Here is a 22042-nt window from a genome sequence, read left to right on the forward strand (position 1 = left end):
GAAAGCGGGGGCGAGGGGAAGGCTCAGGTCGTGGCGAGGAAGTAGAGGTTGAAGAGGCCGATCAGGATGGGCTGGTGGACGAGGTAGATGATGAGGGAATGGCGGCCGGGGAAGGTGAGAAGGTGGGTGAGGTGGGAGGGCGTGGTGCCGCGCCATTGGTCGAGGCGGAGGGCCTTTGCGGTTGCCAGTCCGGCGAGGGCGGGGGCGGCCCAGGGGACGAGGGGGGTGTAGTCGCCCATCATCGGGCGGGTCTCGGCGAGGCCGGTCCAGACCAGCCAGATCGGGTCGAAGGCGGGGAAGCGTGGACCCCAGGCGGCGGCGAAGATCACGGCGGCCAGCGCCAGGGTGACGGGCCAGGGCAGGCGCAGGGCGATGAGGCCGAGAAGTGCTGTGGCGGCCATGGCGTGGAGGATGCCGAACCAGATGGGACCGCCGGGGACGAACCAGATTGAACCCGCGGTGACGAGGGCGGCAGAAGCGGCGATCATCGCCCAGCGCCTCCAGAAGGCGGGCCAGCGGATGCCGCGGCCGTGGGCGAGCCAGAGCGAGATGCCGGAGAGGAAGAGGAATGACCCGGCGATCATCCGGGCGAAGTAGTACCAGAAGGGCTGGGACATGGTGCCGGGGTCGATCAGCCCGAACATCGCGAGGTCGAAGGTGAAGTGGAAGATCACCATGCAGACCACGGCCAGGGTCCGCGCGGCGTCGAGGCCGGTCAGGCGGCTGGGGGGGAGAATGTCGGGGGCCGTGGACATGGGCCGGAGCGTGGCGCGGAACGGCGGGGGCTGCAAGCCGGGTTCGTAGGGTGGGCAGGAATGCCCACCCTACTTTGTCTTACAGCTCTTCGATGGCCAGCACGCCCTGCATCGCCTTGATCGCGCCCTTGACCTGCGGAGTGATCGGGTAGCTGTCGGGGAGCGCGATGTCGATCTCACGCCCCTGGGGATCGGTGATGCAGAGCGTGATGCTGCCCCGGCTGCGGCCTTCGACCCGGGCGAGGAGCGAGGCGAGGGAGATCGCGGCCTCGGGCTTCGTCAGGTGGATGCGGAGGTCGGGGGCCCCGGCCTGGGCCGCCACTGTGTCGATGGGGGCGATGCTTTGGGCGAGGAGTTTGAGGGAGTCGCCTTCCAGCTCGGCTTTCACAGTGAGGACCACGTTTTCCCCGGCGTCGAGGTAGTCGCGCGAGGCCTCCAGCACCTCGGAGAAGCAGGTGACCTCGTAGAGGCCGGTGGGGTCGGAGAGCTGGACGAAGGCGAAGCGGTTGCCCTTGGCGGATTTGCGTTCCTGTCTTGAGGACACGCTGCCGGCCAGCTTGGCGATGCAGGGGCCGCGTTCGGCCTTTTGGGTGACCTGCGCGAGGGTCTCGACGCCCTTTTTGCGGAGGGCGGACATGTAGTCGTCGAGCGGGTGGCCGGAGAGGTAGAAGCCGATGGCCTGGTGTTCCTGGGACAGGCGTTCGGTGGGAAGCCAGTCGTCGCGGAACGGGAGGCGGGGTTCGGGGATGTCGGCCCCGGCGGAGCCGAAGAGCGAGTTCTGGGCGGAAGCGGCGGCTTCGTGGATGGCGGCGGAGTAGGCGACGAGGGGGTCTAGGGCTTCGAAGACGCGGGCGCGGTTGGGGTCGAGCTGGTCGAAGGCCCCGGCGCGGGCCAGCATTTCGAGGGGGCGTTTGCCGATGCGTTTCAGGTCCACGCGGCGGGCGAAGTCGAAGAGGGTGGTAAAGGGTTTGTCGCCGCGGGCTTCGACGATCAGGCGCATGGCGTCGACGCCGACGTTCTTTAGCGCGCCGAGGCCGTAGACGATGGCCCCGTCGCGGACGGTGAAGGTGGCGAGGGAGGCGTTGACGCAGGGGGCGATGGTCTTGAGGCCCAGCTTGTCGACCTCACGCTTGTACACCGCCAGCTTGTCGGTGAGGTGGATGTCGCAGTTCATGACGGCGGCCATGAACTCGGCCGGATAGTTCGCCTTCAGGTAGGCGGTCTGGTAGCTGACCACGGCATAGGCGGCGGCGTGGGATTTGTTGAAGCCGTAGTTGGCGAACTTTTCCAGAAGGTCGAAGACCTCGCCCGCCTTCTTGGCGTCGATGTTGTGGGTGGCCTTACAGCCTTCGATGAACTTGGGGCGTTCCTTCGCCATCTCCTCGGCGATCTTCTTGCCCATGGCGCGGCGGAGAAGGTCGGCGCCGCCCAGGGAGTAGCCCGCCATGACCTGGGCGATCTGCATCACCTGTTCCTGGTAGACGATGATCCCCTGGGTTTCCTTCAGGATGTGGTCGATGGTCGGGTGGATCGACTCCAGCGGCCGCTCCTTGTTCTTGACCTCGCAATAGGTCGGAATGTTCTCCATCGGGCCGGGGCGGTAGAGCGCGACGAGGGCGACGATGTCCTCGATGCAGGTGGGCTTCATCCGGCGCAGGGCGTCCATCATGCCGGAGCTTTCGACCTGGAAGACGGCGACGGTTTTCGCGCTGGCGTAGAGGTCATAGCTGGGCTTGTCGTCGAGCGGGATCAGGTTGATGTCGAACTCGATGCCCCGGAGTTTGAGGAGGTCCATCGCGTTCTGGATGACGGTCAGGGTCTTGAGGCCGAGGAAGTCGAACTTCACCAGGCCCGCGGCTTCGACCCATTTCATGTTGAACTGGGTCGCGGGCATGTCGGACCGGGGGTCGCGGTAGAGCGGCACCAGCTGGTCGAGCGGGCGGTCGCCGATCACGACGCCGGCGGCGTGGGTACTGGCGTTGCGGTAGAGGCCCTCGATTTCCTTGGCATAGTCGAGGAGGCGGCCGACGACCTCTTCCTTGGCGGCCTCGCGCAGGCGGGGTTCGTCGGCCAGTGCCTTGGTGATGCTGACCGGCTTCACGCCCTCCAGCGGGATCAGCTTGGACAGCTTGTCGACCTGGCCGTAGGGCATCTGCAACACACGGCCAACGTCGCGGACGGCGGCTTTGGAGAGCAAAGCTCCAAAGGTGATGATCTGGGCCACCTTGTCGCGGCCGTAGCGGTCCTGAACGTAGGCGATGACCTCTTCCCGGCGGTCCATGCAGAAGTCGATGTCGAAGTCCGGCATCGAGACGCGTTCGGGGTTCAGGAAGCGTTCGAACAGAAGCGCATAGCGCAGGGGGTCAAGGTCGGTGATCGTCAGGGCGTAGGCGACGAGGGAACCGGCCCCGGAGCCCCGGCCCGGACCGACAGGAATGTTGTGGTCCTTGGCCCATTTGATGAAGTCGGCCACGATCAGGAAGTAGCCCGGGAAGCCCATGTTTTCGATGATCGACAGCTCGAAATCGAGGCGGTCCTGGTATTCCTGAGGCGTCGCCGAATGGGGGATGACCTTGAGCCGGGCCTGTAGTCCTTCGTTGGCCTGGCGGCGGAGTTCCTGCACCTCGTCATCGGCGAATTTCGGAAGGATGGGTTTGCGCTTCTGCGCGGCATAGGCGCAGCGTTTGGCGATCTCGATGGTGTTCTCCAGCGCCTCGGGCAGGTCGGCGAAGAGGGCGACCATCTCGGCTTCGGATTTGAAGTAGTGCTGCGGGGTCAGGCGGCGGCGGGGTTGCTGCTGGTCGACATAGGCGCCTTCGGCGATGCAGATCAGGGCGTCGTGCGCCTCATACATCTCGGTCTTGGGGAAGTAGACGTCGTTGGTGGCGACGATGGGGAGGCCCAGTTCGTAAGCCAGGTCGATGGCGCCGCGTTCGGCCAGCGCTTCGGTTTCCGGAAGGGCTCCGCCGGGGCCGGGGTGGCGCTGAAGCTCGACGTAGAGGCGGTTCGGGTAGATCTGCGCGAGGCGTTCAAGGAGCGCGCGGGCCTTGGCCTGCTGGCCGGTGGCGTGGAAGCGGCCCAAGGGACCCTCGGGGCCGCCGGTCAGGCAGATGAGGCCGTCGGCGTGCTGGGCGAGTTCGTCGAGTGTCACCTGCGGGAGGTTGGCGGACCCGGTCATCGCGCCGTCGATGTAGAGGAGCGTGTTGAGCCGCATCAGGTTCAGGTAGCCCTGCTCGGTCTGGGCGAGCAGGACAATGGGCGCGGGAAGGCGGGGCTTTTCACCGGGTTGGGCGGGGTCATGGGCGATGCTGATCTGGCAGCCGACAATGGGCTGGACGCCAGCGCCCATGGCCGTCACGGAGAACTCCAGCGCGGCGAACATGTTGTTCGTGTCGGTCACGGCGACGGCGGGCATGTTCTGCGCGGTGCAGAGGCCGACGAGCTTCTTCACCGGCACCGCGCCTTCGAGGAGCGAGTGTTCGGTGTGGGTGCGGAGGTGGATGAAACGGGGGTTCGCGCTGGGCATGGGGGGAGTCTAGCGCAGGTTTGCGGGCGACGGGAAGGCTCGTCGTCGACTTCGTCGCTCCTCGCAGGGTCCACCGACGAGGAGTCGCAGACGAGACGCCAGAGGGTCAGGCTTCCTCGGCCAGCGCGCGGATGACGGAGGGGCGTTCGGACATCATCTGCCGGTGGGCCATGACACGGGGGATCTGGGTGGTGTCGACTTGATCGCCCTCGATCCAGGTGGAGACGGTGAAAAGGTAGGGGTCGGCGATGGTGTAGCTGTCGCCCATCACGAAGGGGCCTTGCAGCATCGTGTCCTCGACCAGCTTGAAGGCGGCGGTGACCGAGGTCGGGACGTAGGCTTTCAGCGCGGCGGTGGCGGCGGGGTCGTCGGTCCAGCGGTTGCCGCGGGGGCCGTGGGCGTGGGCGACGTGCAGGGTGGACGAAAGGAAGGCGGTGAAGGATTGGAGCCGGGCCAGCGCGAAGGGCTCGGTGGGGGCAAGGTTCGCCTGCGGATGCGTCTGGGCGATGTAGGTGAGGAGCGCGGTCGTCTCGGTCAGGATGCCTTGCTGCGTGACCAGCGCGGGGACGCGGCCCTTGGGGTTGATCGCAAGGAACTCGGGGGAGCGCTGTTCGCCGGATTTGAAGTCGATCCGTTTGAGCGTGTAGTCGGCCCCGGCGTCGATCAGGGCGATGTGGGTGGCGAGCGCACAGGTCTTGGGGGTGTAGTAGAAGGTCAGCATGATCCGGTCCCGCTGTTGGTCAGGATCATCCTGTCAGATGCGGCGCGGGGGCGCAGCCCGAAACTTTGCAGGTCCGGGCTGCGCGATTGCGGGTCCTTAGATGGTAACGCGGTGCACGGGGCGCAGGGCGGCAAAGGCGGCGAGGGCGATGATCGCGCCGATCCCGCCGAAGACGGCAAAGTCGCTCCACGAGGGTTTCACCACCATCATGAAGACGATGGCGAACTGCACGGCGTAGTCCATCAGCGCCAGGCGCTGGACGCGGCGGAGCGAGGGGATCGCGGCTTCGGCCCCGTGGGTCTCGGCCAGTTTCAGGGCGCGCTCGCAGGAGGGGCCGAGAACGAGGGCGCCGAACCCGGCGGTGAAGATCACGCCCGCAAGGCCCAGGACGGTGAAGGGCTGCCAGCCCCAGCCGGCGACGAAGAGGAGGGTGACGCCGCTGGCCAAGGTGAAGATCGAGGCCGGGATGAACAGGCGCGGGGCGAGAAGGACGACGGCCTGCACGATGGCAAGCTGGGTCTGGGCAGTGGCGCGACCGGCGAGGACGATGCCCGCGATGATGGTGGCAAAACCGCCGCCGACCCAGAGGACGGCGGCGAGAACGTGAGCGAATTTGAGGGTGGTTGCGAAGTCCATGGGGATAAATCCATTGTATGTGTACGAATGATATTGGGTCTAGACGGCAGGCCGGAACGATGCGAGTAGGGGATGCCTTACCCCTGCGTCCGTCGGCATTCAGCGACGTGGAAGCCTGAATTTACGGCAAATCCTGAAAACAGCTTCATCTTTTGGCGATAAGTTTGTTCTTGCCTTGAATCGGCAGGCCGCGCTTGATGGAATGATAATCAGAAGAAGGGGCGCGTGGGTCGCTTTACGCCGCATCGGGCGACCACGCAAAGTGCTCCAAACGGGGAGACCGCGGCGGGCTGACGGATGACTGTAGCGTTTCTGTTGAACGGAACGCCGGTTCGCATCGAGGGGGAAGCCCCGACGCGGACCCTGTTGGACTGGCTGCGCGAGGTGCGCGGGCTGAAGGGCACCAAGGAAGGCTGCAACGAGGGTGACTGTGGAGCCTGCACGGTGATGGTCACCGATGCGGAGGGGTCCAAGGCGCTGAATGCCTGCATCCTGTTCCTGCCGCAGCTGCACGGCAAGGCGGTGCGGACGGTGGAGGGGATCGGCGGTCCGGACGGTCAGATGCATCCGGTGCAGGCGGCGATGGTGTCGCATCATGGTTCGCAGTGCGGGTTCTGCACGCCGGGGTTCGTCGTGTCGATGGCGGTGGCGCATTTGAATGGGGCCACGGATCACGACGATCAGCTGGCGGGGAACCTGTGCCGGTGCACCGGGTATGCTCCGATTGTCCGGGCGGCGGAGGCGGCGGCGGCTGAGCCGGTGCCGGAGTGGATGGTGGCGGACCGCGCTACGGTGGCTGGCTTCGCGGCGGGGGAGGCGGGAGTGTTCCGGCCCTCGGATTCCGACGCGCTGGCGGAGTGGTATGTGGAGCATCCGGATGCCGTGCTGGTGGCGGGTGCGACGGACGTGGGGCTTTGGGTGACGAAGCAGCTGCGCGACCTGCGGCCGGTGGCGTTCCTGAACGGCGTCGAGGACCTGAAGGGGATCGAGGTCCAGGGCGGGCAGCTGCATGTGGGCGCCTGCGTCACGATCAGCGCGCTGCGGGAGGCGGTGGCGGAGCGGTTGCCGTCGTTTGGCGAGCTCTTGCGGCGCTATGCCAGCGTGCAGGTGCGGAATGCGGCGACGATCGGCGGGAACATCGCGAATGGCTCTCCCATCGGGGATGGGCCACCGGCGCTGATCGCGCTGGGCGCGACGCTGCATTTGCGGCGCGGGGATGAGATGCGGTCGATGGCCCTGGAGGATTTCTTCCTGGAGTACCGCAAGCAGGACCGGCGGCCGGGGGAGTTCGTGGCGGGAGTGTCGTTCCCGGAGTTCGCCCCTACCTTGCGGTGCTACAAGATTTCCAAGCGGTTCGACCAGGATATCTCGGCGGTTTGCGGATGCTTCAATGTGACTGTCGAGGGTGGCGTGGTCCGCGAGGCCCGGATCGCCTTCGGGGGCATGGCGGGGGTGCCGAAGCGGGCGTCCATGGCTGAGGCGGCGCTGGTCGGGAAGGCGTGGACCGAGGCCAGTGTCGATGCGGCGGCGGAGGCGATGGCGGGGGATTTTGCTCCGCTGACGGATATGCGGGCGAGCGCAGGCTACCGGATGCTGACGGCGCAGAACCTTTTGCGGCGGTATTTCCACGATCTGAATGGCGTGCCCGTCTCGGTGCTGGAGGTGGCGCCATGAGCATGGGGAAAGCCCTGCCGCATGACGCAGCGCCGCTGCATGTGACCGGGCAGGCGCGGTATGTGGATGACCTGTCCATCGCCGGGGCGCTGCATCTGGCGTTTGGACTGTCGACCGTCGCGCATGGCGAGATCACGGGGATCGATCTGTCGGCGGTGAAGGCGGCTCCGGGCGTGGTGGCGGTACTGTCGGCAGAGGATTTGCCGGGCATGCCGGATTGCTCGCCCTCGGCGCATGACGAGCCGCTGTTGGCGGTGGGGACGGTGCATTACGTCGGGCAGCCGGTCTTTCTGGTGGTGGCGGAGAGCCATCTCGCGGCGCGGAAGGCGGCGCGGCTGGGGAAGGTGTCTTACCGCGAGTTGCCGGCGCTGTTGACGGTGGATGACGCGCTCGCAGCGAACAGCCGGTTCGAGCAGGGGCCGGTGGTCTGGGCCAAGGGAGATGCGGCGCGGGCAATCGAGAAGGCCCCTCGCGTGGTCGAGGGGTCGTTCGAGGTTGGGGGGCAGGAGCACTTCTACCTTGAGGGGCAGGTTGCGGCGGCGGTGCCTCAGGAAGGCGGGGATATGGTGATCCATTCCTCGACCCAGCATCCGACCGAGATCCAGCACAAGGTGGCGCATGCGCTGCATCTGCCGATGAGCTCGGTCCGGGTGGAAGTGCGGCGGATGGGCGGCGGGTTCGGGGGCAAGGAGAGCCAGGGGAACGCGCTGGCGATTGCCTGTGCGGTCGCGGCGAAGGCGACGGGGCGGCCGTGCCGGATGCGCTATGACCGGGATGACGACATGGTCATCACGGGGAAGCGGCATGACCTGCGGATCAAGTATCGCGCCGGGGTGGATGATCAGGGGCGGATACTCGGGCTGGAGTTCACGCACCTGTTCCGCTGCGGGTGGTCTCAGGACCTGAGCTTGCCGGTCGCGGACCGGGCGATGCTGCATTCGGACAATTGCTATCACCTGCCCCACATCCGGATTGAGAGCCATCGGCTGAAGACCAACACCTGCAGTGCGACCGCCTATCGGGGCTTTGGCGGGCCGCAAGGGATGGTCGGGATCGAGCGGGTTCTGGACCACGTGGCCTTCGCGGTGGGCCGCGAGCCGCTGGAAGTGCGGAAGCTGAACTTCTACGGACCGATGGGATCGAAGCCTGTCCAGTCCACGCCCTATCACATGCCGGTGGAGGATTTCATCGGGCATGAGCTGGTGGCGGAGCTGGAGCGGACCAGCGATTACCGGGCGCGGAAGGCGGAGATTGCGCGCTGGAACGCGGGGTCGCCGGTCTTGAAGCGGGGGATCGCGCTGACGCCGGTGAAGTTCGGGATTTCCTTCACGCTCACCTGGCTGAACCAGGCGGGGGCGCTGGTGCATGTGTATCAGGACGGAAGCGTGGCGCTGAACCACGGCGGGACCGAGATGGGACAGGGGCTGTTCCAGAAGGTGGCGCAGGTGACGGCTTCGGTGTTTGGCCTCGACGTCGGGATGGTGAAGATCACCGCGACGGATACCGGGAAGGTGCCGAATACCAGCGCCACGGCGGCATCGTCGGGCAGTGACCTGAACGGGATGGCGGCGAAGGCTGCGGCAGAGACGATCTGCGGGCGGCTGGCGGAGTTCATTGCCGAGAAGCATCAGGTGAAGCCGTCGACAGTGAAGTTCGTGGACGGGACGGTGAAGGTCGCGGGCGAGGTCTATGACTGGGCGCGGGTGGTGGCCTGGGCCTATCAGGCTCGCGTCAGCCTGTCGTCGACGGGGTATTATGCCACGCCGAAGATCATCTGGGACCGGGTGAAGGGGGTCGGACGGCCGTTCTTCTACTTCGCCTATGGCGCGGCGGTGACGGAAGTGGTGATCGACCGCTTGACCGGGGAGAACCGGATCCTGCGCGCGGATCTGCTGCATGACACGGGGACGTCGCTGAACCCTGCCTTGGATATTGGCCAGGTCGAGGGGGCCTATGTGCAGGGCGCGGGTTGGCTGACGACCGAAGAGCTGGTCTGGGACGGGAAGGGGCGGTTGGCGACGCATGCGCCGTCGACCTACAAGATCCCGGCCTGTTCCGACCGGCCTGACGTGTTCAACGTGGCGCTGTGGGGGAAACCCAACCGCGAGGATGCGGTCGGCAAGTCGAAAGCGGTCGGCGAGCCGCCGTTCATGCTGGGGATCTCGGCGCTCTATGCGCTGTCGGATGCGGTGGCGGCTTGTGGCGACGGGTCGGTCTATCCGGCGCTGGATGCCCCGGCAACGGCAGAGCGGGTGCTGATGGCGGTGCGGAGGGTTGAAGGCCGTGTTTGACCTTTCGGCATTGGCGGCGGCTTTGCAGGCGCATGGGCGAGTAGCCCGGGTGGTGATCGCCGGCGTGGAGGGGTCGTCTCCGCGTGAGGTCGGGGCGTCGATGCTGGTCTTTGCGGATGGGCAGACGGGGACTATTGGCGGCGGGGCTTTGGAGTTCGAGGCGGCAGCGAAGGCGCGGGAGTGGCTGGCCTCGGTGCCCCCCTCCCCTACCCTCCCCCCGATTGGGGAGAGGGAGTCTGTCGCGCTGGTTGGCGAGCAGGCCGCTTCCTCTGTGCGCGTCGAGAAGGTCGCTCTGGGGCCGTCGCTGGGACAGTGCTGCGGCGGGGCGGTGACCTTGTGGACTGAGGTCTTCGAGGCTGTGCCGGAGGCTGTGGCAGGGGTCGTGGCTCGGGGTCCGGGGCAGATACCCCTTGCCGTGAAGCGGGTGCTGGCGGCGGCGCGGGGGCAGGGGGTGCGGCCTTCTCCCGGGTTGGTTTCGGGCTGGCTGGTGGAGCCGGTCCTGGAGGCGGAGCGGCAGGTCTGGGTCTGGGGCGCGGGGCATGTGGGGCGGGCGTTGGTCAGCGTGCTGGCTCCGCTGCCGGGGATTGCGGTGACTTGGGTCGATGTTGGGGTTGAGCGGTTTCCGGAGACGGTGCCGGAGGGGGTCACTGTCGTTCCGGCGAGCGATCCGGCGGTGGTGGCGGATCATGCGCCGGTCGGGGCGGAGCATCTGGTGCTGACGTTCAGCCATGCGCTGGATCTGGAGCTGTGTCATCGGCTTTTGCTGCGGGGTTTCCGGGGTCTGGGGCTGATCGGGTCGGCGACGAAGTGGGGGCGGTTCCGGTCCAGGCTGCGTGCCTTGGGGCATGAGGCGACGCAGATCGGCCGAATTCAGTGCCCGATCGGCGATCCAAGTCTGGGCAAGCATCCGCAGGCGATTGCGGTGGGCGTGGTGGCGGAATTGCTCCGTGCGCCGAAGGTGATGGCGAAGGAGAAGCGGGCATGACGCGGCCGGAACTTCTGCGGGTGGAAGGGATCACCAAGGCCTATCCGGGGGTGGTGGCGAACTCGGACGTCACGTTCTCCATCGGCGAGGGGGAGATCCATGCCCTCCTTGGCGAGAACGGGGCGGGCAAGTCAACCATGGTCAAGATGATCTATGGTCTGGTGCGGCCCGACACGGGGACGATGACCTTGCGCGGGGCGGCTTACACGCCGTCGAAACCGGCGGAGGCGCGGCGGCTCGGCGTGGCGATGGTGTTCCAGCACTTCAGCCTGTTCGAGGCGCTGAACGTGGCGGAGAACGTGGCGCTGGGGATGGAGAACCCGCCGCCGATGCGGGAGCTGGCGGCGAAGATCCGGGCGGTGTCGGAGGAGTATGGGTTGCCCTTGGACCCGAGCCGGATGGTGGGGGACTTGAGCGCGGGGGAGCGGCAGCGGGTGGAGATCATCCGGTGTCTGCTGCAGGACCCGAAGCTGTTGATCATGGATGAACCCACCAGCGTGCTGACGCCGCAGGAAGTGGAGATCCTGTTCAAGACGCTGCGGCAGTTGTCGGCGGAGGGGACGGCGATCCTGTACATCAGCCACAAGCTGGAGGAGATCAAAAGCCTCTGCGACGAGGCGACGATCCTGCGGCGGGGACGCGTGGTGGCCACTTGCACCCCGCGCGAGAGGACGGCGCGGGAGATGGCGGAGCTGATGGTTGGCACCAGCCTGAAGTCGCCGGAGCGGCGGCAGGGGGCGAAGGGGGAGGTGGCGCTGGGGGTGTCGGACCTGTCGGTGGCGTCGCCCATTCCGTTCGGGACCTCGCTGAAAGGTGTGTCCTTCACGGTGGCGAAGGGAGAGGTTCTTGGGATCGCCGGGGTCGCGGGGAACGGGCAAGACGAGTTGCTGCTTGCACTCTCGGGAGAGTTGCGCGCGGCGGCGGACAAGGTGCGGATCGGCGGGCAGCCGGTGGGCGACCGGGGACCGGTGGAGCGGCGGCGCGCCGGGTTGGTGGCGGCACCGGAGGATCGGTACGGGCATGCGGCGGCGCCGGACATGTCCTTGGTGGAGAACGCGTTCCTGACGGCGGGGGTCCGGAAGGGGCTTACCCGCCGTGGGTTCGTGGACTGGGCGGGGACGAAGGCCTTCGCGGAGGAGATCATTGCGGCCTATGACGTCAGGACCCCGGGGCCGGATGTGGCGGCGCGGGCGCTGTCGGGCGGGAACCTGCAGAAGTTCCTGATGGGGAGGGAGCTGATGCAGGGGGCGAGCGTGATCGTCATCAACCAGCCGACCTGGGGGGTGGATGCGGCGGCGGCGGCCTCGATCCGGCAGAGCATCCTCGACCGGGCTGGGGAAGGTGCGGCGGTGGTGGTGATTTCGCAGGACCTGGATGAGCTGCTGGAGGTTTCGGACAGCTTTGCGGTGCTGAACGAGGGGCGGCTCACGAAGCCGCGGCCCACGGAAGGGCTGACGATGGACGAGATCGGGCTGATGATGGGCGGGGCGCATGGGATGGAGGTCGCGCATCATGCGTGAGCGGGGACGATTTTTCGGCGAGAAATCGGTTTGCGATCCTTCGCCGAAGGATCGTGCAACGGTGGTGACCCATGCTGCGGCTTGAGAAGCGCCCGACGCCGAGCCGGTTCTGGCTGTATGCGACGCCACCTGTCGCGGTGATCCTGACGATGATCGCAGGCGGCATCCTGTTTGCGGCGATGGGGAAGAACCCGTTCGAGGTGATCCGCACGATTTTCTGGGACCCGATCTTCGGCGAGTTCGCCTTCTATCTGCGCGGGCAGCTGTTGGTTAAGGCGGGGCCGTTGATCCTGATCGCCATCGGGCTCGCGCTGGGCTTCCGGGCAGGCATCTGGAACATCGGGGCCGAGGGGCAGTACATCATGGGCGCCATCGTCGGCGCCGGAGTTGGGCTGGCAGTGTTCCCGACGGAAAGCCGGTGGATCTTTCCGGTGATGGTGATCGCGGGGGCCTTTGGTGGCTGGGCCTGGGCGATGATCCCGGCGATCCTGAAGACCAAGTTCAACACGAACGAGATCCTGGTCAGCCTGATGCTGGTCTATGTGGCCGAGACGATCCTGGCAAAGGCCTCCACGGGTTTCCTGAAGAACCCTGAAGGCATGGGCTTTCCGGGGAGCCGGAATTTCTCCAGCTATCCGGCGGCGCAGAACGGGTTCCTGTATGAGCCCTTGGGCCTGCATTGGGGTGGGGTCGCGGCGCTGGTGACGGCGGTGCTGGCCTATATCCTGCTGACGCGGCACCAGGCGGGGTTCCAGATCAAGCTGGCGGGGCAGGCCCCCCGCGCGGCGCGGTTCCACGGGGTGTCGCCGGCGCGGCTGGTGGTGATGTGCATGGGGATTTCGGGGGCACTCGCAGGGTTGGCGGGGCTGTTTGAGGTGACGGGGCCGGCGGGGCAGATCAGCATCGACTTCAACACGGGGTATGGGTTCACGGCGATCATCGTGGCCTTCCTCGGGCGGCTGAACCCCTTGGGGATCGTGCTGGCCGGGTTCCTGATGGCGCTGACCTATGTGGGGGGCGAGATGGCCTCGACCAACCTGGGCCTGCCGGATGCGGCGATCCAGGTGTTCCAGGGGATGCTTCTGTTCTTCCTGCTCGCGGTGGACGTGCTGACGAACTATCGGTTCCGGCTGGCTGTGGGGGCGAAGGCGTGAGGTTCTTCGTCACTTTCTGGATTGGGGTCGTGCTCGGCCTTGTCGGCATTTCCGCGGCATCATCGATCTACTTCGTATTCTTTGGGCCGATTGGTCTGCCAATCGTCGGTGGACTTCTCTACTTCCTAAAGATTGCAAGCGAGCACGACGCAGCCAGCGAAGACGCTTTGACCATGCGCCAGTTGGCCGGTCGAACCCTGGGCGTGGTGCTTGCCTTGTTCCTGGGGGTGCCGGTTGGACTCTTCTTTGCATTGCTGCTGGCAGCGGGGGGCTGAGACATGGACCTTGGCGGTATCAATCCGATCATCCTGATCGCGACGCTCATGGCCTCGGCGGTGCCGATCCTGCTGGCGGCGCTGGGGGAGACGGTGGTGGAACGCTCGGGCGTGCTGAACCTCGGCGTCGAGGGGATGATGGTCATCGGGGCCTTGGGCGGGTTCGTCGTGGCGGTGCAGACCGGGAGCCCGGTGCTGGGGTTCGTCGGTGGGGCGGTCTGCGGGGCGGCGTTGAGTTTGATCTTCGCGCTGCTGACGCAGGTGTTCCTGGCGAACCAGGTGGCGACGGGGTTGGCGTTGACGCTGTTTGGCCTCGGGGTCTCCAGCCTGGGCGGGCAGGGGTATAACGGGATCAAGCCGCCTCCGACGGGGCAGCTTTTGCCGGATGCGCTGGCGGATTTGCCGGTGGTGGGGCCGATTGTTTTTGGGCATGACTGGGTGGTCTATTTCAGCATCGCGATGACAGCAGTCCTCTGGTGGGTGCTGAAGGCGACCCGCGTGGGGCTGATCATCCGGGCGGTGGGGGAAAGCCACGAGGCGGCGCATGCGCTGGGCTACAAGGTCAACCGCATTCGCCTGATGTGCATCGCCTTCGGCGGGGCGATGGCGGGGATGGGCGGGGCCCATGTCAGCCTGGCGCGCGTGCCGCAATGGGTGGACGGGATCACGGCAGGGGCGGGGTGGATCGCGCTGGCCATCGTGGTCTTCGCCAGCTGGAAGCCCTGGCGGGTGCTGATCGGTGCCTACCTTTTCGGCGGCATCACCGTCTTGCAGCTGAACCTGCAGGTCGCCGGGTCGGTGATCCCGGTCGAGTACTTGTCCATGGCCCCCTATCTGATAACCATCCTTGTGCTGGTCATCATGTCGGCGGGACGCAAGGCAAACGGCGCACCTGCCGCGCTGGGCCAAAACTTTCACGCCTCGCGTTGAGGCCTATAACTGCAGGGCCGAACGTCCTGCCACCAAGGGGAGAATGAGTATGAAACGGAGAAATCTGCTGGCAACCGCCGCGATGGGGCTTCTGCTGGCCTCGGGCGGGGCGTTCGCGCAAGGGATGGACAAGGTGAAGGCCTGCTTTGTCTACGTGGGCCCGATTGGCGACGGCGGCTGGACCTTCCAGCACCATCAGGGTGCGCTGGCGGTGCAGGAGGCCTATGGCGACAAGGTCGAGATCCAGTTCCAGGAAAACGTGCCGGAAGGTGCGGACGCCGAGCGGGTGCTGACCCAGATGGCGCTGGGCGGCTGCAACATCATCTTCACCACGTCCTTCGGCTACATGGACCCGACCAATGCCGTCGCGGCCAAGTTTCCGGACGTGAAGTTCGAACATGCCACGGGCTTCAAACGCGAGCATCCGAACGTTTCGACCTACAACGCGCGCTTCTATGAGGGCCGTGCGGTGCAGGGCCATATCGCGGGCAAGATGACCAAGTCGAACAAGATCGGCTACATCGCGTCCTTCCCGATCCCCGAAGTCATCATGGGGATCAACAGCTATTACCTGCATGCCAAGAAGGCGAACCCGAACGTCGAGCTGTCCATCGTCTGGGCCTTCACCTGGTTCGACCCTGCCAAGGAAGCCGATGCCGCCAAGGCGCTGATCGACCAGGGCGTGGATGTGATCGCGTCGCACACCGACTCCACCGCCCCGCTGGCCGAGGCCGCCAAGACCAACGGCGCGGTGATCGGTTTCGGTCAGGCGTCGGACATGGCGGAATACAAGGACGGGCCGCGGGTGTCGTCGATCATCGACAACTGGGCGCCTTACTATGTGAAGCGCGTGGGCCAGCTGCTGGACGGGACCTATGCGCAGACAGATGCGTGGGAAGGTATCGCCGGCGGTGAGGTCGAGATCGGCGAGATCACGGCTCTGGTCCCGCCGGAAGTGAAGGCCGAAGCAGAAGCGATGCGCGATGCCATCGCGGCGGGGACCTATCACCCGTTCACCGGCCCGATCAACAAGCAAGACGGCAGCCCCTGGCTGGCTGAAGGCGCGACAGCGCCGGACGGGGACTTGCTGGGGATGAACTTCTACGTCGAAGGCATTGTCGGCGACATCCCGCAGTGATCGGCTTTCCGACGTGACAGGAAAAGGCCCGCCCCGTGCGGGCCTTTTTCATGCGGCGGGGCTGTGGCAGGGTGCGGACATGAGCATGGGCACACAAGGGCTGGCCTTCGGGGCCATGCAGTTCGGAACGACAGCCGATGACCGCGCCGCGGCGGAAATGGTCGAGGCCTGTCTTGCGGCGGGAGTCCGCGATTTCGACACGGCGCACGGCTATGGCGAGGGGGCGTCCGAGCGGATGCTGGGGGGCCTGTTGCGCGGGGTCGCGGGCGTGCGGATCGCGACCAAGGCAGGCTATTTCGGCGGGGCTGGGCGGGCGAACCTGCGGGCTCAGCTTTCGGAAAGCCTGGACCGGATCAAGCTGCCGGTGGACCTGTTCTATCTGCATCGCTTTGATCCCACGACGCCGCTGGAGGAGACGGTAGCGGCGCTTCTGGAGGTGAAGGCCGAGGGGTTGGCGCAGCGGGTGGGCGTGTCGAACTTCGCCGCCTGGCAGGTGATGAAGGCGCAAGGCATCGCTGCTGGCATGGGCGGGCGGATCGATGCGATCCAGCCGATGTATTCGGCGGTGAAGCGGCAGGCCGAGGTCGAACTTCTGCCGATGGCGCAGGATCAGGGGCTGGCGATCTACAGTTATTCGCCGCTGGGTGGGGGGCTTCTGAGCGGCAAGTACGCCACGGGCGGCACCGGGCGGCTGACCACGGATGCGCGCTATGCCCGGCGCTATTCGGTGGTGCCCGCCGGAACCGATGTCGCCTTTGCCCGGCTGGCTGCGGAGGCGGGGCTGTCTCCGGTGACGCTGGCGGTGGCCTGGGTCATGGCCCATCCGGCGCGGGTGGTGCCCATCGTCTCGGCCCGCGATGCGGGGCAACTGGCGCCGGCGCTGGCGGCTGCGGGCGTGCAGTTGGACCCTGACCTTTATGCCGCCGTGGCCGGGCTGGTCCCAGCCCCGCCGCCCGCAACCGACCGCAACGAGGAAGGTTGAAACCGGCGGGCGGCAGTGGTTTGAGGGGGCGGCAAAGCAGGGGGCGGGCATGGACGCGGATTTTCTGATTGTCGGCGGCGGGATCGCGGGTGTTTCGGCAGCGGCGCGGATGTCGGAACTCGGGTCGGTCATCCTGCTGGAGGCTGAGGAGGCGCTGGCGCACCACGCCTCGGGCCGTTCCGCGGCGCTGTTCGAGCCGCGCTATGGCGCGCCTGCGGTGGTGGGGCTGTCGATGGCGTCCGAGGCCTATTTCCGTAGCGTGCCGGGGGTGCTTAGCCCTCGCGGGCTGCTGCTTCTGGGCAAGGCCGACGCGGGCGAGGCCTTCGAGCATGATCTGGTGGCGATGGAGTTCGACCGGATCAGTGTGGACGAGGCGCGGGGGATCGTGCCGATCCTGAACCCGGATGTGGTGGCGATGGCGGGCTATGCAGCGCATGCCGAGGATGTGGATACCGACCTCTTGATCCAGGGCTTTGCCCGGGAGGCCAAGGGGCGCGGGGCGCGCATCCTGACCAAGGCTCGGGTCAGCGCGATTGCCAAGGAGGGCTCGGGTTGGCGGGTAAGCTCGGCAGCGGGGGAGTTCACTGCGCGGATGATCGTAAACGCTGCGGGGGCCTGGGTGGACCAGGTGGCGGCTCTGGCGGGGGTCAGGCAGCTCGGGTTTACGCCCTATCGGCGGTCAATGGCGCGTATCCCTGCCCCCGGCGGGCATGATGTCAGCCGTTGGCCGATGATGTTCGGCCCGGGCGAGGACTGGTACGCCAAGCCAGACGCGGGGGCGCTGATCGTGTCGCCTGCCGAGGAACATCTGATGGAGCCGCATGACGCATGGGCTGATGACATGGTGCTGGCCGAGGGTTTGGCGCGGTACGAGGAGATGGTGACCGAACCGGTGACGCGGCTGATCTCCAACTGGGCGGGCCTCAGGACCTTTGCGCCGGACCGGGTGCTGGTGATCGGGCCGGATGCGCGCGAGCCCGGGTTCTTCTGGCTGGCGGGCCAGGGCGGCTATGGTTTTCAGACGAGCGCTGCGGCCAGCCGGCTGGCAGCGGACCTGATCGGGGGGCGGACGCCCGAGTTGGACAAGGGCCTGGTGGCGGCGCTTTCGCCCGGCCGCTTTGGTTGACGCAGGTCAACGCGAAGGGAACCGCGCAGTGCGACAAGGGGCAAGATCAAGGAGCCCGCGATGTCCACCACTCCCTACGCCGACGAGATCACCGAGATGCGGCACAAGCTGCGCGCGCTGAACACCCTGGTGCCCGAGGCCGCCAAGGGTTTTGGCGCCTTGTCGAAGGGGGTCAAGGAAAACGGCCCGCTGGGGTTCAAGGAGAAGGAGTTCGTTGCGCTGGGCATGTCGGTGATCCTGCGCTGCGAGCCCTGCATCAACTTTCACGTCGAGGCGCTGATGAAGGCGGGTGCCACGCGTGAGGAGTTGGGCGATGTCCTGGCCATGGCGATCCAGATGGGGGGCGGGCCGGGCCTGATGTATGCCGGGCAGGCGCTGGCCTGCTGGGATGAACTCGCCGCCGCCTGACGCCGTTGCGCGGATCATTGCGCATCGCGGTCAAGGTGCTGCGGGAAGCCGGATTTCCTGCGTGACAGGGACCACAAGCGGCGGCAGGCTGCGGCCATGATCCGGCTGATCTGCATGACTGGGTTCCTTGCCCTGGCGGCCTGCGGCGGCGGTCGAAGCGCAATGCCCGTCGCTGCGACCGGCGATGTGACGGTGATGAGCGCCAACTTCACCGACAGCGACCCGACCGACTGGCCCGGCCGCTCACCCGACCGCTATCCGGTGCACGGAATCGACCTGTCGCGGTTCCAGACGCAGGTCGACTGGGTGACCGCGCGGGCCAACGGGGTGAACTTCGCCTTCATCAAGGCCACCGAGGGCGGCGACATGGTGGACCCGATGTTCGACAGCCACTGGCGCGGGGCGGGCGCGGCGGGGGTCAAGCGCGGGGCCTATCACTTCTTCTACCATTGCCGCCCGGCCGCCGAGCAGGCGCGCTGGTTCATCCGCCATGTGCCGAAAACGCCGGGTGCCCTGCCCCCGGTGCTGGACATGGAGTGGACGCCCACCAGCCCGACCTGCACCATCCGCCGCGACGGAGAGACGATCCGCAAGGAGGCGCGCATCTTCCTGGACATCCTGGAGCGCCATTATGGCCAGCGGCCGCTGATCTACACCACGGTCGATTTCTTCGACGACACCGAGCTTTGGCGGCTGCAGGGGGTGGAATTCTGGCTGAGATCGGTCGCGGATCACCCGCATGGCGTCTATGACGGCAACGCCTGGAGTTTCTGGCAATACACCTCGACCGGGGTGATCCCGGGCATCGCTGGACCGGTCGACATCAACGTCTTCGCGGGGTCCGGGCAGGCCTGGGCCGAGTGGCTGGCCACACGATCCCTATGACATTCCACCCCTGACTACGCTAAATGTGGCGAGATTGGATACAATCTGTCGCCAAATGAGCACATCCCTGACGCAGCAATTGTCGTAGGATGCCTTAGTCCTGCCCTGCTTGCCGGTGAATTTTAGGGCACCGAACCAAGGACGACCAAGATGGATAAAACGATCCGCATTCTGAAAAAGCTTGGACTTGGCCGTGTTCGCAAGGCCGAGGAAGACACTCCGTTTGAAAAGCGCCTGAAGAAGGTGACGCGCATCCGCGTGGTCAACCAGCAGGGGCTGGGTGGTCCGGTGTTCAAAAACCGACAGCCAGAGACGGAAATCTGAGGCCGGTCATCAGATCGCGCAGTTCCTGCCGGGCAGCGATGTTCGACAGGTTCAGCTGATCGACGCCGGTGTCCTTGAGGTCGAGTAGCGTCAGCCCGCGGGGGAACAGCTCGCGGAAGATCACCCGTTCGGAAAACCCGTTCAGCACGCGAAAGCCGATGCGGCGCGACAGTTCCTCCAGCGCGGCGCCAACCTTCTTCTTGTTGTGCATCTGTTGCGCGCCCAGACGGTTGCGCACGACGATCCAGTCGATGGGCTGCAGCCCGGCCTGCGCCCGCCGCTGCCGCGCGCCCCAGACCATTTCGGAATAGATCGACGGCCCTTTGATCTTGCCGGTCACCGGATCGACCCGGCCCAGGAGGTCGAAGTCGACGAAGCTGTCGTTGAGGGGCGTGATCAGCGTGTCGGCCAGGGTATGGGCGACCTGGGACAGTCGGGTGTGGCTGCCAGGGCAGTCGATCACGATGTAGTCCATCGTGGCGTCCATCGCCTCGATCGCGCGGGACAGGCGCAGGTCCTGCGCGTTCTCGCCATCGGCGACGGTGGAGGGGTCGACCTCGGGCAGGTCGCGGTAGTCGGGCGTGGGCAGGTCCAGCCCGGCCTGGGCCAGATAGGCGCGACGGTTCTCGATGTAGCGGCCGAAGCTCTTCTGCCGCAGGTCCAGGTCAAGCGCGCCGACCTTCTGGCCAAGGCGGGCGAGCGCGGTGGCGACGTGCATGCAGGTCGTCGACTTGCCCGAGCCGCCTTTTTCGTTCCCGACGACGATGATCCGCGCCATGCTGTTCCCTACCTTCAGTCCCGGGGCTTTCTATGCGGGGACCGTGGCAGGGGAAAGCGGGATTTCGCCGAACGCATGGGGCGATTTCTTTGAAGAAATCGGCACGGAGCCTTCAAAGGCTCCGATCCGGAGTTTTCGAAAACTCCGGGGTAGGGCCAGGCTCGCCGGTTGCGAAAAGCAAGAGGGCGCGCCGTGCGGCACGCCCCCGGTTCAGCGCCGTGGCAGGGATCAGAACCCGAGGCCCGCGTACTTGTTCTTGAACTTCGACACGCGGCCGCCGGTGTCCATCAGCTTGGCCTGCTGGCCGGTCCAGGCCGGGTGCGCCAGCGGGTCGATGTCGAGCGACATCGTCTCGCCTTCCTTGCCCCAGGTGGAACGGGTCTGGTAGGTCGAGCCGTCGGTCATCTTGATGGTGATCGTGTGGTACTCGGGGTGGATATCGGCTTTCATCGTCCCGCTCCTTACTCAGACTTTTCTTTGTAGTTCGCGACTTCGGCGATCCGGGCAGATTTGCCGCGGCGCGAGCGCAGGTAGTAAAGCTTGGCGCGGCGGACCTTGCCGCGGCGCACGACCTCGATCGAGTCGATGTTGGTCGAGTAGAGCGGGAAGACGCGTTCCACGCCTTCGCCGAAGGAAATCTTGCGAACGGTGAACGAGGCAGCGATGGTCGCGCCGCCCTTGCGGCCGATGCACACGCCTTCATAGGCCTGCACGCGCGAACGCGAGCCTTCGGTCACCTTGTAGCCGACGCGGATGGTGTCGCCGGCCTTGAAGTCCGGGATGGTCTTGCCGAGGGCGGCGATCTGCTCCGCCTCGATCTGCGCGATGAGGTTCATGCGCGGTTCCTTCTTTTGCCTGCGGTGGTTTCCGCAGAGGTGATGCCGCGCCAGAGCTTCCGGTCTTCGTCCGGGTCCCCCTTGGTTGCCCAAGAAGCCCGCCGCAGGTGGCGCCTGCTGTGTGTTGTGCCGTGCCCCTTGCGATGACCCTGCGGAAGAAGGCAGGCAGGCAAAGGGAATCGGTGCCCAAGGGCCTGATGACCCCGGACCGGGCGCGTATAGGGGGAAGGGGCCTGCGGGTCAAGGGTCAGGGCGCAGTCAGCGGCCCCGCTTTTCCCACAAATCCGGGCGCCGGGTTCGGGTCAAGGCCTCGGCCTCGGCGCGGCGCCATTTGGCGATTTCGGCGTGGTTGCCAGATTGCAGGACGGCGGGGATCTCTTGCCCCTCCCACACCGCCGGACGGGTGTATTGCGGGTGTTCCAGCAGCCCGTCGGAGAAGCTTTCCTCTTCCGTCGAGGCGGCATTGCCCAAGACGCCGGGGATCAGGCGGACGGTGGCGTCGAGGATGGCTTGCGCGGCGATCTCGCCCCCGGTCAGGACGAAGTCGCCCAAGGAGATCTCCTCGACCTGGTGGTGGTCGAGGACACGCTGGTCAACGCCTTCGAACCGGCCGCAGAACATCGTCAGCCCCTGCGCCTGGGCCAGACGGCGGGCGGTGGCCTGGGAGAAGGGTGCGCCGCGGGGCGAGAGGTAGATGACCGGCCAGCGGGCGCGGTCGACGGGGGTGCCGATGCGGGCATGGCGGAAGGCGGCATCCACCACATCGGCGCGCAGGACCATGCCCGCGCCGCCCCCGGCAGGGGTGTCGTCGACGTTGCGATGCTTGCCTTCGCCGAACTGTCGCAGGTCGATGGTTTCCAGCTGCCAGAGGCCGAAATCGAGCGCCTTGCCGGTAAGCGACAGGCCGAGCGTGCCGGGAAACGCCTCGGGGAAAAGCGTGATGATCTTCGCCGTGAAGGCGCCCTTGACGACCCGCGGCTCCTCCATCAGGTCGCGGGGTGTCAGGCTGGCACGGATCGACAAGCGCCCGTGGCTTTTCGGGGTTTCGCGGTCATCGGACATGGCCGGGGCTTAGCCTGAAACGCAAGGGCTGGAAAG

21 protein-coding genes are annotated in these 22042 nt (G+C 66.5%); 13 read left to right on the forward strand and 8 right to left on the reverse strand.

Annotated features, from left to right (window positions below; all coding sequences use genetic code 11):
- Positions 1–23: 23 nt before the first annotated feature.
- From AC2EAL_RS04635 to AC2EAL_RS04650, 4 genes are all read right to left on the reverse strand, one after another.
- The gene (locus AC2EAL_RS04635) at positions 24–755 is read right to left on the reverse strand and encodes a heparan-alpha-glucosaminide N-acetyltransferase (protein ID WP_484722992.1); all 732 of its coding nucleotides are present in this window, start codon (positions 753–755) and stop codon (positions 24–26) included.
- A 79-nt stretch (positions 756–834) separates the two neighbouring features.
- Positions 835–4281: a DNA polymerase III subunit alpha gene (dnaE, locus tag AC2EAL_RS04640; protein ID WP_484722993.1), complete on the reverse strand. Its 3447-nt coding sequence runs from the start codon at positions 4279–4281 to the stop codon at positions 835–837.
- A gap of 106 nt (positions 4282–4387) precedes the next feature.
- Positions 4388–5002: a glutathione S-transferase family protein gene (locus tag AC2EAL_RS04645; protein WP_484722994.1), complete on the reverse strand. Its 615-nt coding sequence runs from the start codon at positions 5000–5002 to the stop codon at positions 4388–4390.
- A 96-nt stretch (positions 5003–5098) separates the two neighbouring features.
- On the reverse strand, positions 5099–5638 hold the full coding sequence (locus AC2EAL_RS04650; RefSeq protein WP_484722995.1) for a DUF2269 family protein: 540 nt from the start codon (positions 5636–5638) through the stop codon (positions 5099–5101).
- 297 nt (positions 5639–5935) lie between these two features.
- Between AC2EAL_RS04650 and xdhA the strand changes: the two genes are divergently transcribed.
- The 13 genes from xdhA to AC2EAL_RS04715 all read left to right on the forward strand — a co-directional run bounded on the left by xdhA (position 5936) and on the right by AC2EAL_RS04715 (position 19330).
- Entirely contained in the window at positions 5936–7312 is a 1377-nt protein-coding gene (xdhA, locus tag AC2EAL_RS04655; protein WP_484722996.1) for a xanthine dehydrogenase small subunit, read from the forward strand.
- Positions 7309–9603, forward strand: a complete 2295-nt coding sequence (xdhB, locus tag AC2EAL_RS04660; RefSeq protein ID WP_484722997.1) for a xanthine dehydrogenase molybdopterin binding subunit — start codon at positions 7309–7311, stop codon at positions 9601–9603. Before xdhA ends, xdhB begins: the two co-directional genes overlap by 4 nt.
- Positions 9596–10588 carry a xanthine dehydrogenase accessory protein XdhC gene (gene xdhC, locus AC2EAL_RS04665; RefSeq protein WP_484722998.1) on the forward strand — a complete coding sequence of 331 codons (993 nt, stop codon included), beginning with the start codon at positions 9596–9598 and terminating at the stop codon, positions 10586–10588. The genes xdhB and xdhC overlap by 8 nt, the downstream gene beginning before the upstream one ends.
- Positions 10585–12108, forward strand: a complete 1524-nt coding sequence (locus tag AC2EAL_RS04670) for an ABC transporter ATP-binding protein (protein WP_484722999.1) — start codon at positions 10585–10587, stop codon at positions 12106–12108. Before xdhC ends, AC2EAL_RS04670 begins: the two co-directional genes overlap by 4 nt.
- 71 nt (positions 12109–12179) lie before the next feature.
- On the forward strand, positions 12180–13262 hold the full coding sequence (locus AC2EAL_RS04675; protein ID WP_484723000.1) for an ABC transporter permease: 1083 nt from the start codon (positions 12180–12182) through the stop codon (positions 13260–13262).
- Entirely contained in the window at positions 13259–13537 is a 279-nt protein-coding gene (locus AC2EAL_RS04680) for a hypothetical protein (protein WP_484723001.1), read from the forward strand. Before AC2EAL_RS04675 ends, AC2EAL_RS04680 begins: the two co-directional genes overlap by 4 nt.
- Before the next feature lie 3 nt (positions 13538–13540).
- Positions 13541–14467 carry an ABC transporter permease gene (locus AC2EAL_RS04685; RefSeq protein ID WP_484723002.1) on the forward strand — a complete coding sequence of 309 codons (927 nt, stop codon included), beginning with the start codon at positions 13541–13543 and terminating at the stop codon, positions 14465–14467.
- Between the two features lie 49 nt (positions 14468–14516).
- Entirely contained in the window at positions 14517–15605 is a 1089-nt protein-coding gene (locus AC2EAL_RS04690) for a BMP family ABC transporter substrate-binding protein (protein ID WP_484723003.1), read from the forward strand.
- Between the two features lie 79 nt (positions 15606–15684).
- Positions 15685–16587 (forward strand): aldo/keto reductase, encoded by a 903-nt coding sequence (locus tag AC2EAL_RS04695; protein WP_484723004.1) that lies wholly within the window; start codon positions 15685–15687, stop codon positions 16585–16587.
- Positions 16588–16636: 49 nt separating this feature from the next.
- The gene (locus AC2EAL_RS04700; RefSeq protein ID WP_484723005.1) at positions 16637–17713 is read left to right on the forward strand and encodes an NAD(P)/FAD-dependent oxidoreductase; all 1077 of its coding nucleotides are present in this window, start codon (positions 16637–16639) and stop codon (positions 17711–17713) included.
- Between the two features lie 60 nt (positions 17714–17773).
- Positions 17774–18121 carry a carboxymuconolactone decarboxylase family protein gene (locus AC2EAL_RS04705; protein ID WP_484723006.1) on the forward strand — a complete coding sequence of 116 codons (348 nt, stop codon included), beginning with the start codon at positions 17774–17776 and terminating at the stop codon, positions 18119–18121.
- 96 nt (positions 18122–18217) lie between these two features.
- Entirely contained in the window at positions 18218–19006 is a 789-nt protein-coding gene (locus tag AC2EAL_RS04710) for a glycoside hydrolase family 25 protein (protein WP_484723007.1), read from the forward strand.
- A 150-nt stretch (positions 19007–19156) separates the two neighbouring features.
- The gene (locus AC2EAL_RS04715) at positions 19157–19330 is read left to right on the forward strand and encodes a hypothetical protein (RefSeq protein WP_484723008.1); all 174 of its coding nucleotides are present in this window, start codon (positions 19157–19159) and stop codon (positions 19328–19330) included.
- Here the strand turns inward: AC2EAL_RS04715 and AC2EAL_RS04720 are convergent.
- From AC2EAL_RS04720 to trmD, 4 genes are all read right to left on the reverse strand, one after another.
- Entirely contained in the window at positions 19299–20108 is an 810-nt protein-coding gene (locus AC2EAL_RS04720) for a division plane positioning ATPase MipZ (protein ID WP_484723009.1), read from the reverse strand. The two genes, AC2EAL_RS04715 and AC2EAL_RS04720, sit on opposite strands and share 32 nt — an antisense overlap.
- Before the next feature lie 228 nt (positions 20109–20336).
- Positions 20337–20558 carry a 50S ribosomal protein L31 gene (gene rpmE, locus AC2EAL_RS04725; RefSeq protein WP_484723010.1) on the reverse strand — a complete coding sequence of 74 codons (222 nt, stop codon included), beginning with the start codon at positions 20556–20558 and terminating at the stop codon, positions 20337–20339.
- A gap of 11 nt (positions 20559–20569) precedes the next feature.
- Positions 20570–20944: a 50S ribosomal protein L19 gene (gene rplS / locus AC2EAL_RS04730; RefSeq protein WP_484723011.1), complete on the reverse strand. Its 375-nt coding sequence runs from the start codon at positions 20942–20944 to the stop codon at positions 20570–20572.
- Positions 20945–21202: 258 nt separating this feature from the next.
- A complete protein-coding gene (gene trmD / locus AC2EAL_RS04735; RefSeq protein ID WP_484723012.1) occupies positions 21203–22006 on the reverse strand; it encodes a tRNA (guanosine(37)-N1)-methyltransferase TrmD in 804 nt (267 codons plus the stop codon).
- Positions 22007–22042 lie beyond the last annotated feature (36 nt).

This window comes from Tabrizicola sp. T74, from assembly GCF_057219935.1.

Excerpts from the sequence above, each read along its gene's own strand:
- AC2EAL_RS04635 (WP_484722992.1), bottom strand. The coding sequence starts at position 755 with ATGTCCACGGCCCCCGACATTCTCCCCCCCAGCCGCCTGACCGGCCTC.
- dnaE (WP_484722993.1), bottom strand. The coding sequence starts at position 4,281 with ATGCCCAGCGCGAACCCCCGTTTCATCCACCTCCGCACCCACACCGAA.
- AC2EAL_RS04645 (WP_484722994.1), bottom strand. The coding sequence starts at position 5,002 with ATGCTGACCTTCTACTACACCCCCAAGACCTGTGCGCTCGCCACCCAC.
- AC2EAL_RS04650 (WP_484722995.1), bottom strand. The coding sequence starts at position 5,638 with ATGGACTTCGCAACCACCCTCAAATTCGCTCACGTTCTCGCCGCCGTC.
- xdhA (WP_484722996.1), top strand. The coding sequence starts at position 5,936 with ATGACTGTAGCGTTTCTGTTGAACGGAACGCCGGTTCGCATCGAGGGG.
- xdhB (WP_484722997.1), top strand. The coding sequence starts at position 7,309 with ATGAGCATGGGGAAAGCCCTGCCGCATGACGCAGCGCCGCTGCATGTG.
- AC2EAL_RS04670 (WP_484722999.1), top strand. The coding sequence starts at position 10,585 with ATGACGCGGCCGGAACTTCTGCGGGTGGAAGGGATCACCAAGGCCTAT.
- AC2EAL_RS04675 (WP_484723000.1), top strand. The coding sequence starts at position 12,180 with ATGCTGCGGCTTGAGAAGCGCCCGACGCCGAGCCGGTTCTGGCTGTAT.
- AC2EAL_RS04685 (WP_484723002.1), top strand. The coding sequence starts at position 13,541 with ATGGACCTTGGCGGTATCAATCCGATCATCCTGATCGCGACGCTCATG.
- AC2EAL_RS04690 (WP_484723003.1), top strand. The coding sequence starts at position 14,517 with ATGAAACGGAGAAATCTGCTGGCAACCGCCGCGATGGGGCTTCTGCTG.
- AC2EAL_RS04695 (WP_484723004.1), top strand. The coding sequence starts at position 15,685 with ATGAGCATGGGCACACAAGGGCTGGCCTTCGGGGCCATGCAGTTCGGA.
- AC2EAL_RS04700 (WP_484723005.1), top strand. The coding sequence starts at position 16,637 with ATGGACGCGGATTTTCTGATTGTCGGCGGCGGGATCGCGGGTGTTTCG.
- AC2EAL_RS04705 (WP_484723006.1), top strand. The coding sequence starts at position 17,774 with ATGTCCACCACTCCCTACGCCGACGAGATCACCGAGATGCGGCACAAG.
- AC2EAL_RS04710 (WP_484723007.1), top strand. The coding sequence starts at position 18,218 with ATGATCCGGCTGATCTGCATGACTGGGTTCCTTGCCCTGGCGGCCTGC.
- AC2EAL_RS04715 (WP_484723008.1), top strand. The coding sequence starts at position 19,157 with ATGGATAAAACGATCCGCATTCTGAAAAAGCTTGGACTTGGCCGTGTT.
- AC2EAL_RS04720 (WP_484723009.1), bottom strand. The coding sequence starts at position 20,108 with ATGGCGCGGATCATCGTCGTCGGGAACGAAAAAGGCGGCTCGGGCAAG.
- rpmE (WP_484723010.1), bottom strand. The coding sequence starts at position 20,558 with ATGAAAGCCGATATCCACCCCGAGTACCACACGATCACCATCAAGATG.
- rplS (WP_484723011.1), bottom strand. The coding sequence starts at position 20,944 with ATGAACCTCATCGCGCAGATCGAGGCGGAGCAGATCGCCGCCCTCGGC.
- trmD (WP_484723012.1), bottom strand. The coding sequence starts at position 22,006 with ATGTCCGATGACCGCGAAACCCCGAAAAGCCACGGGCGCTTGTCGATC.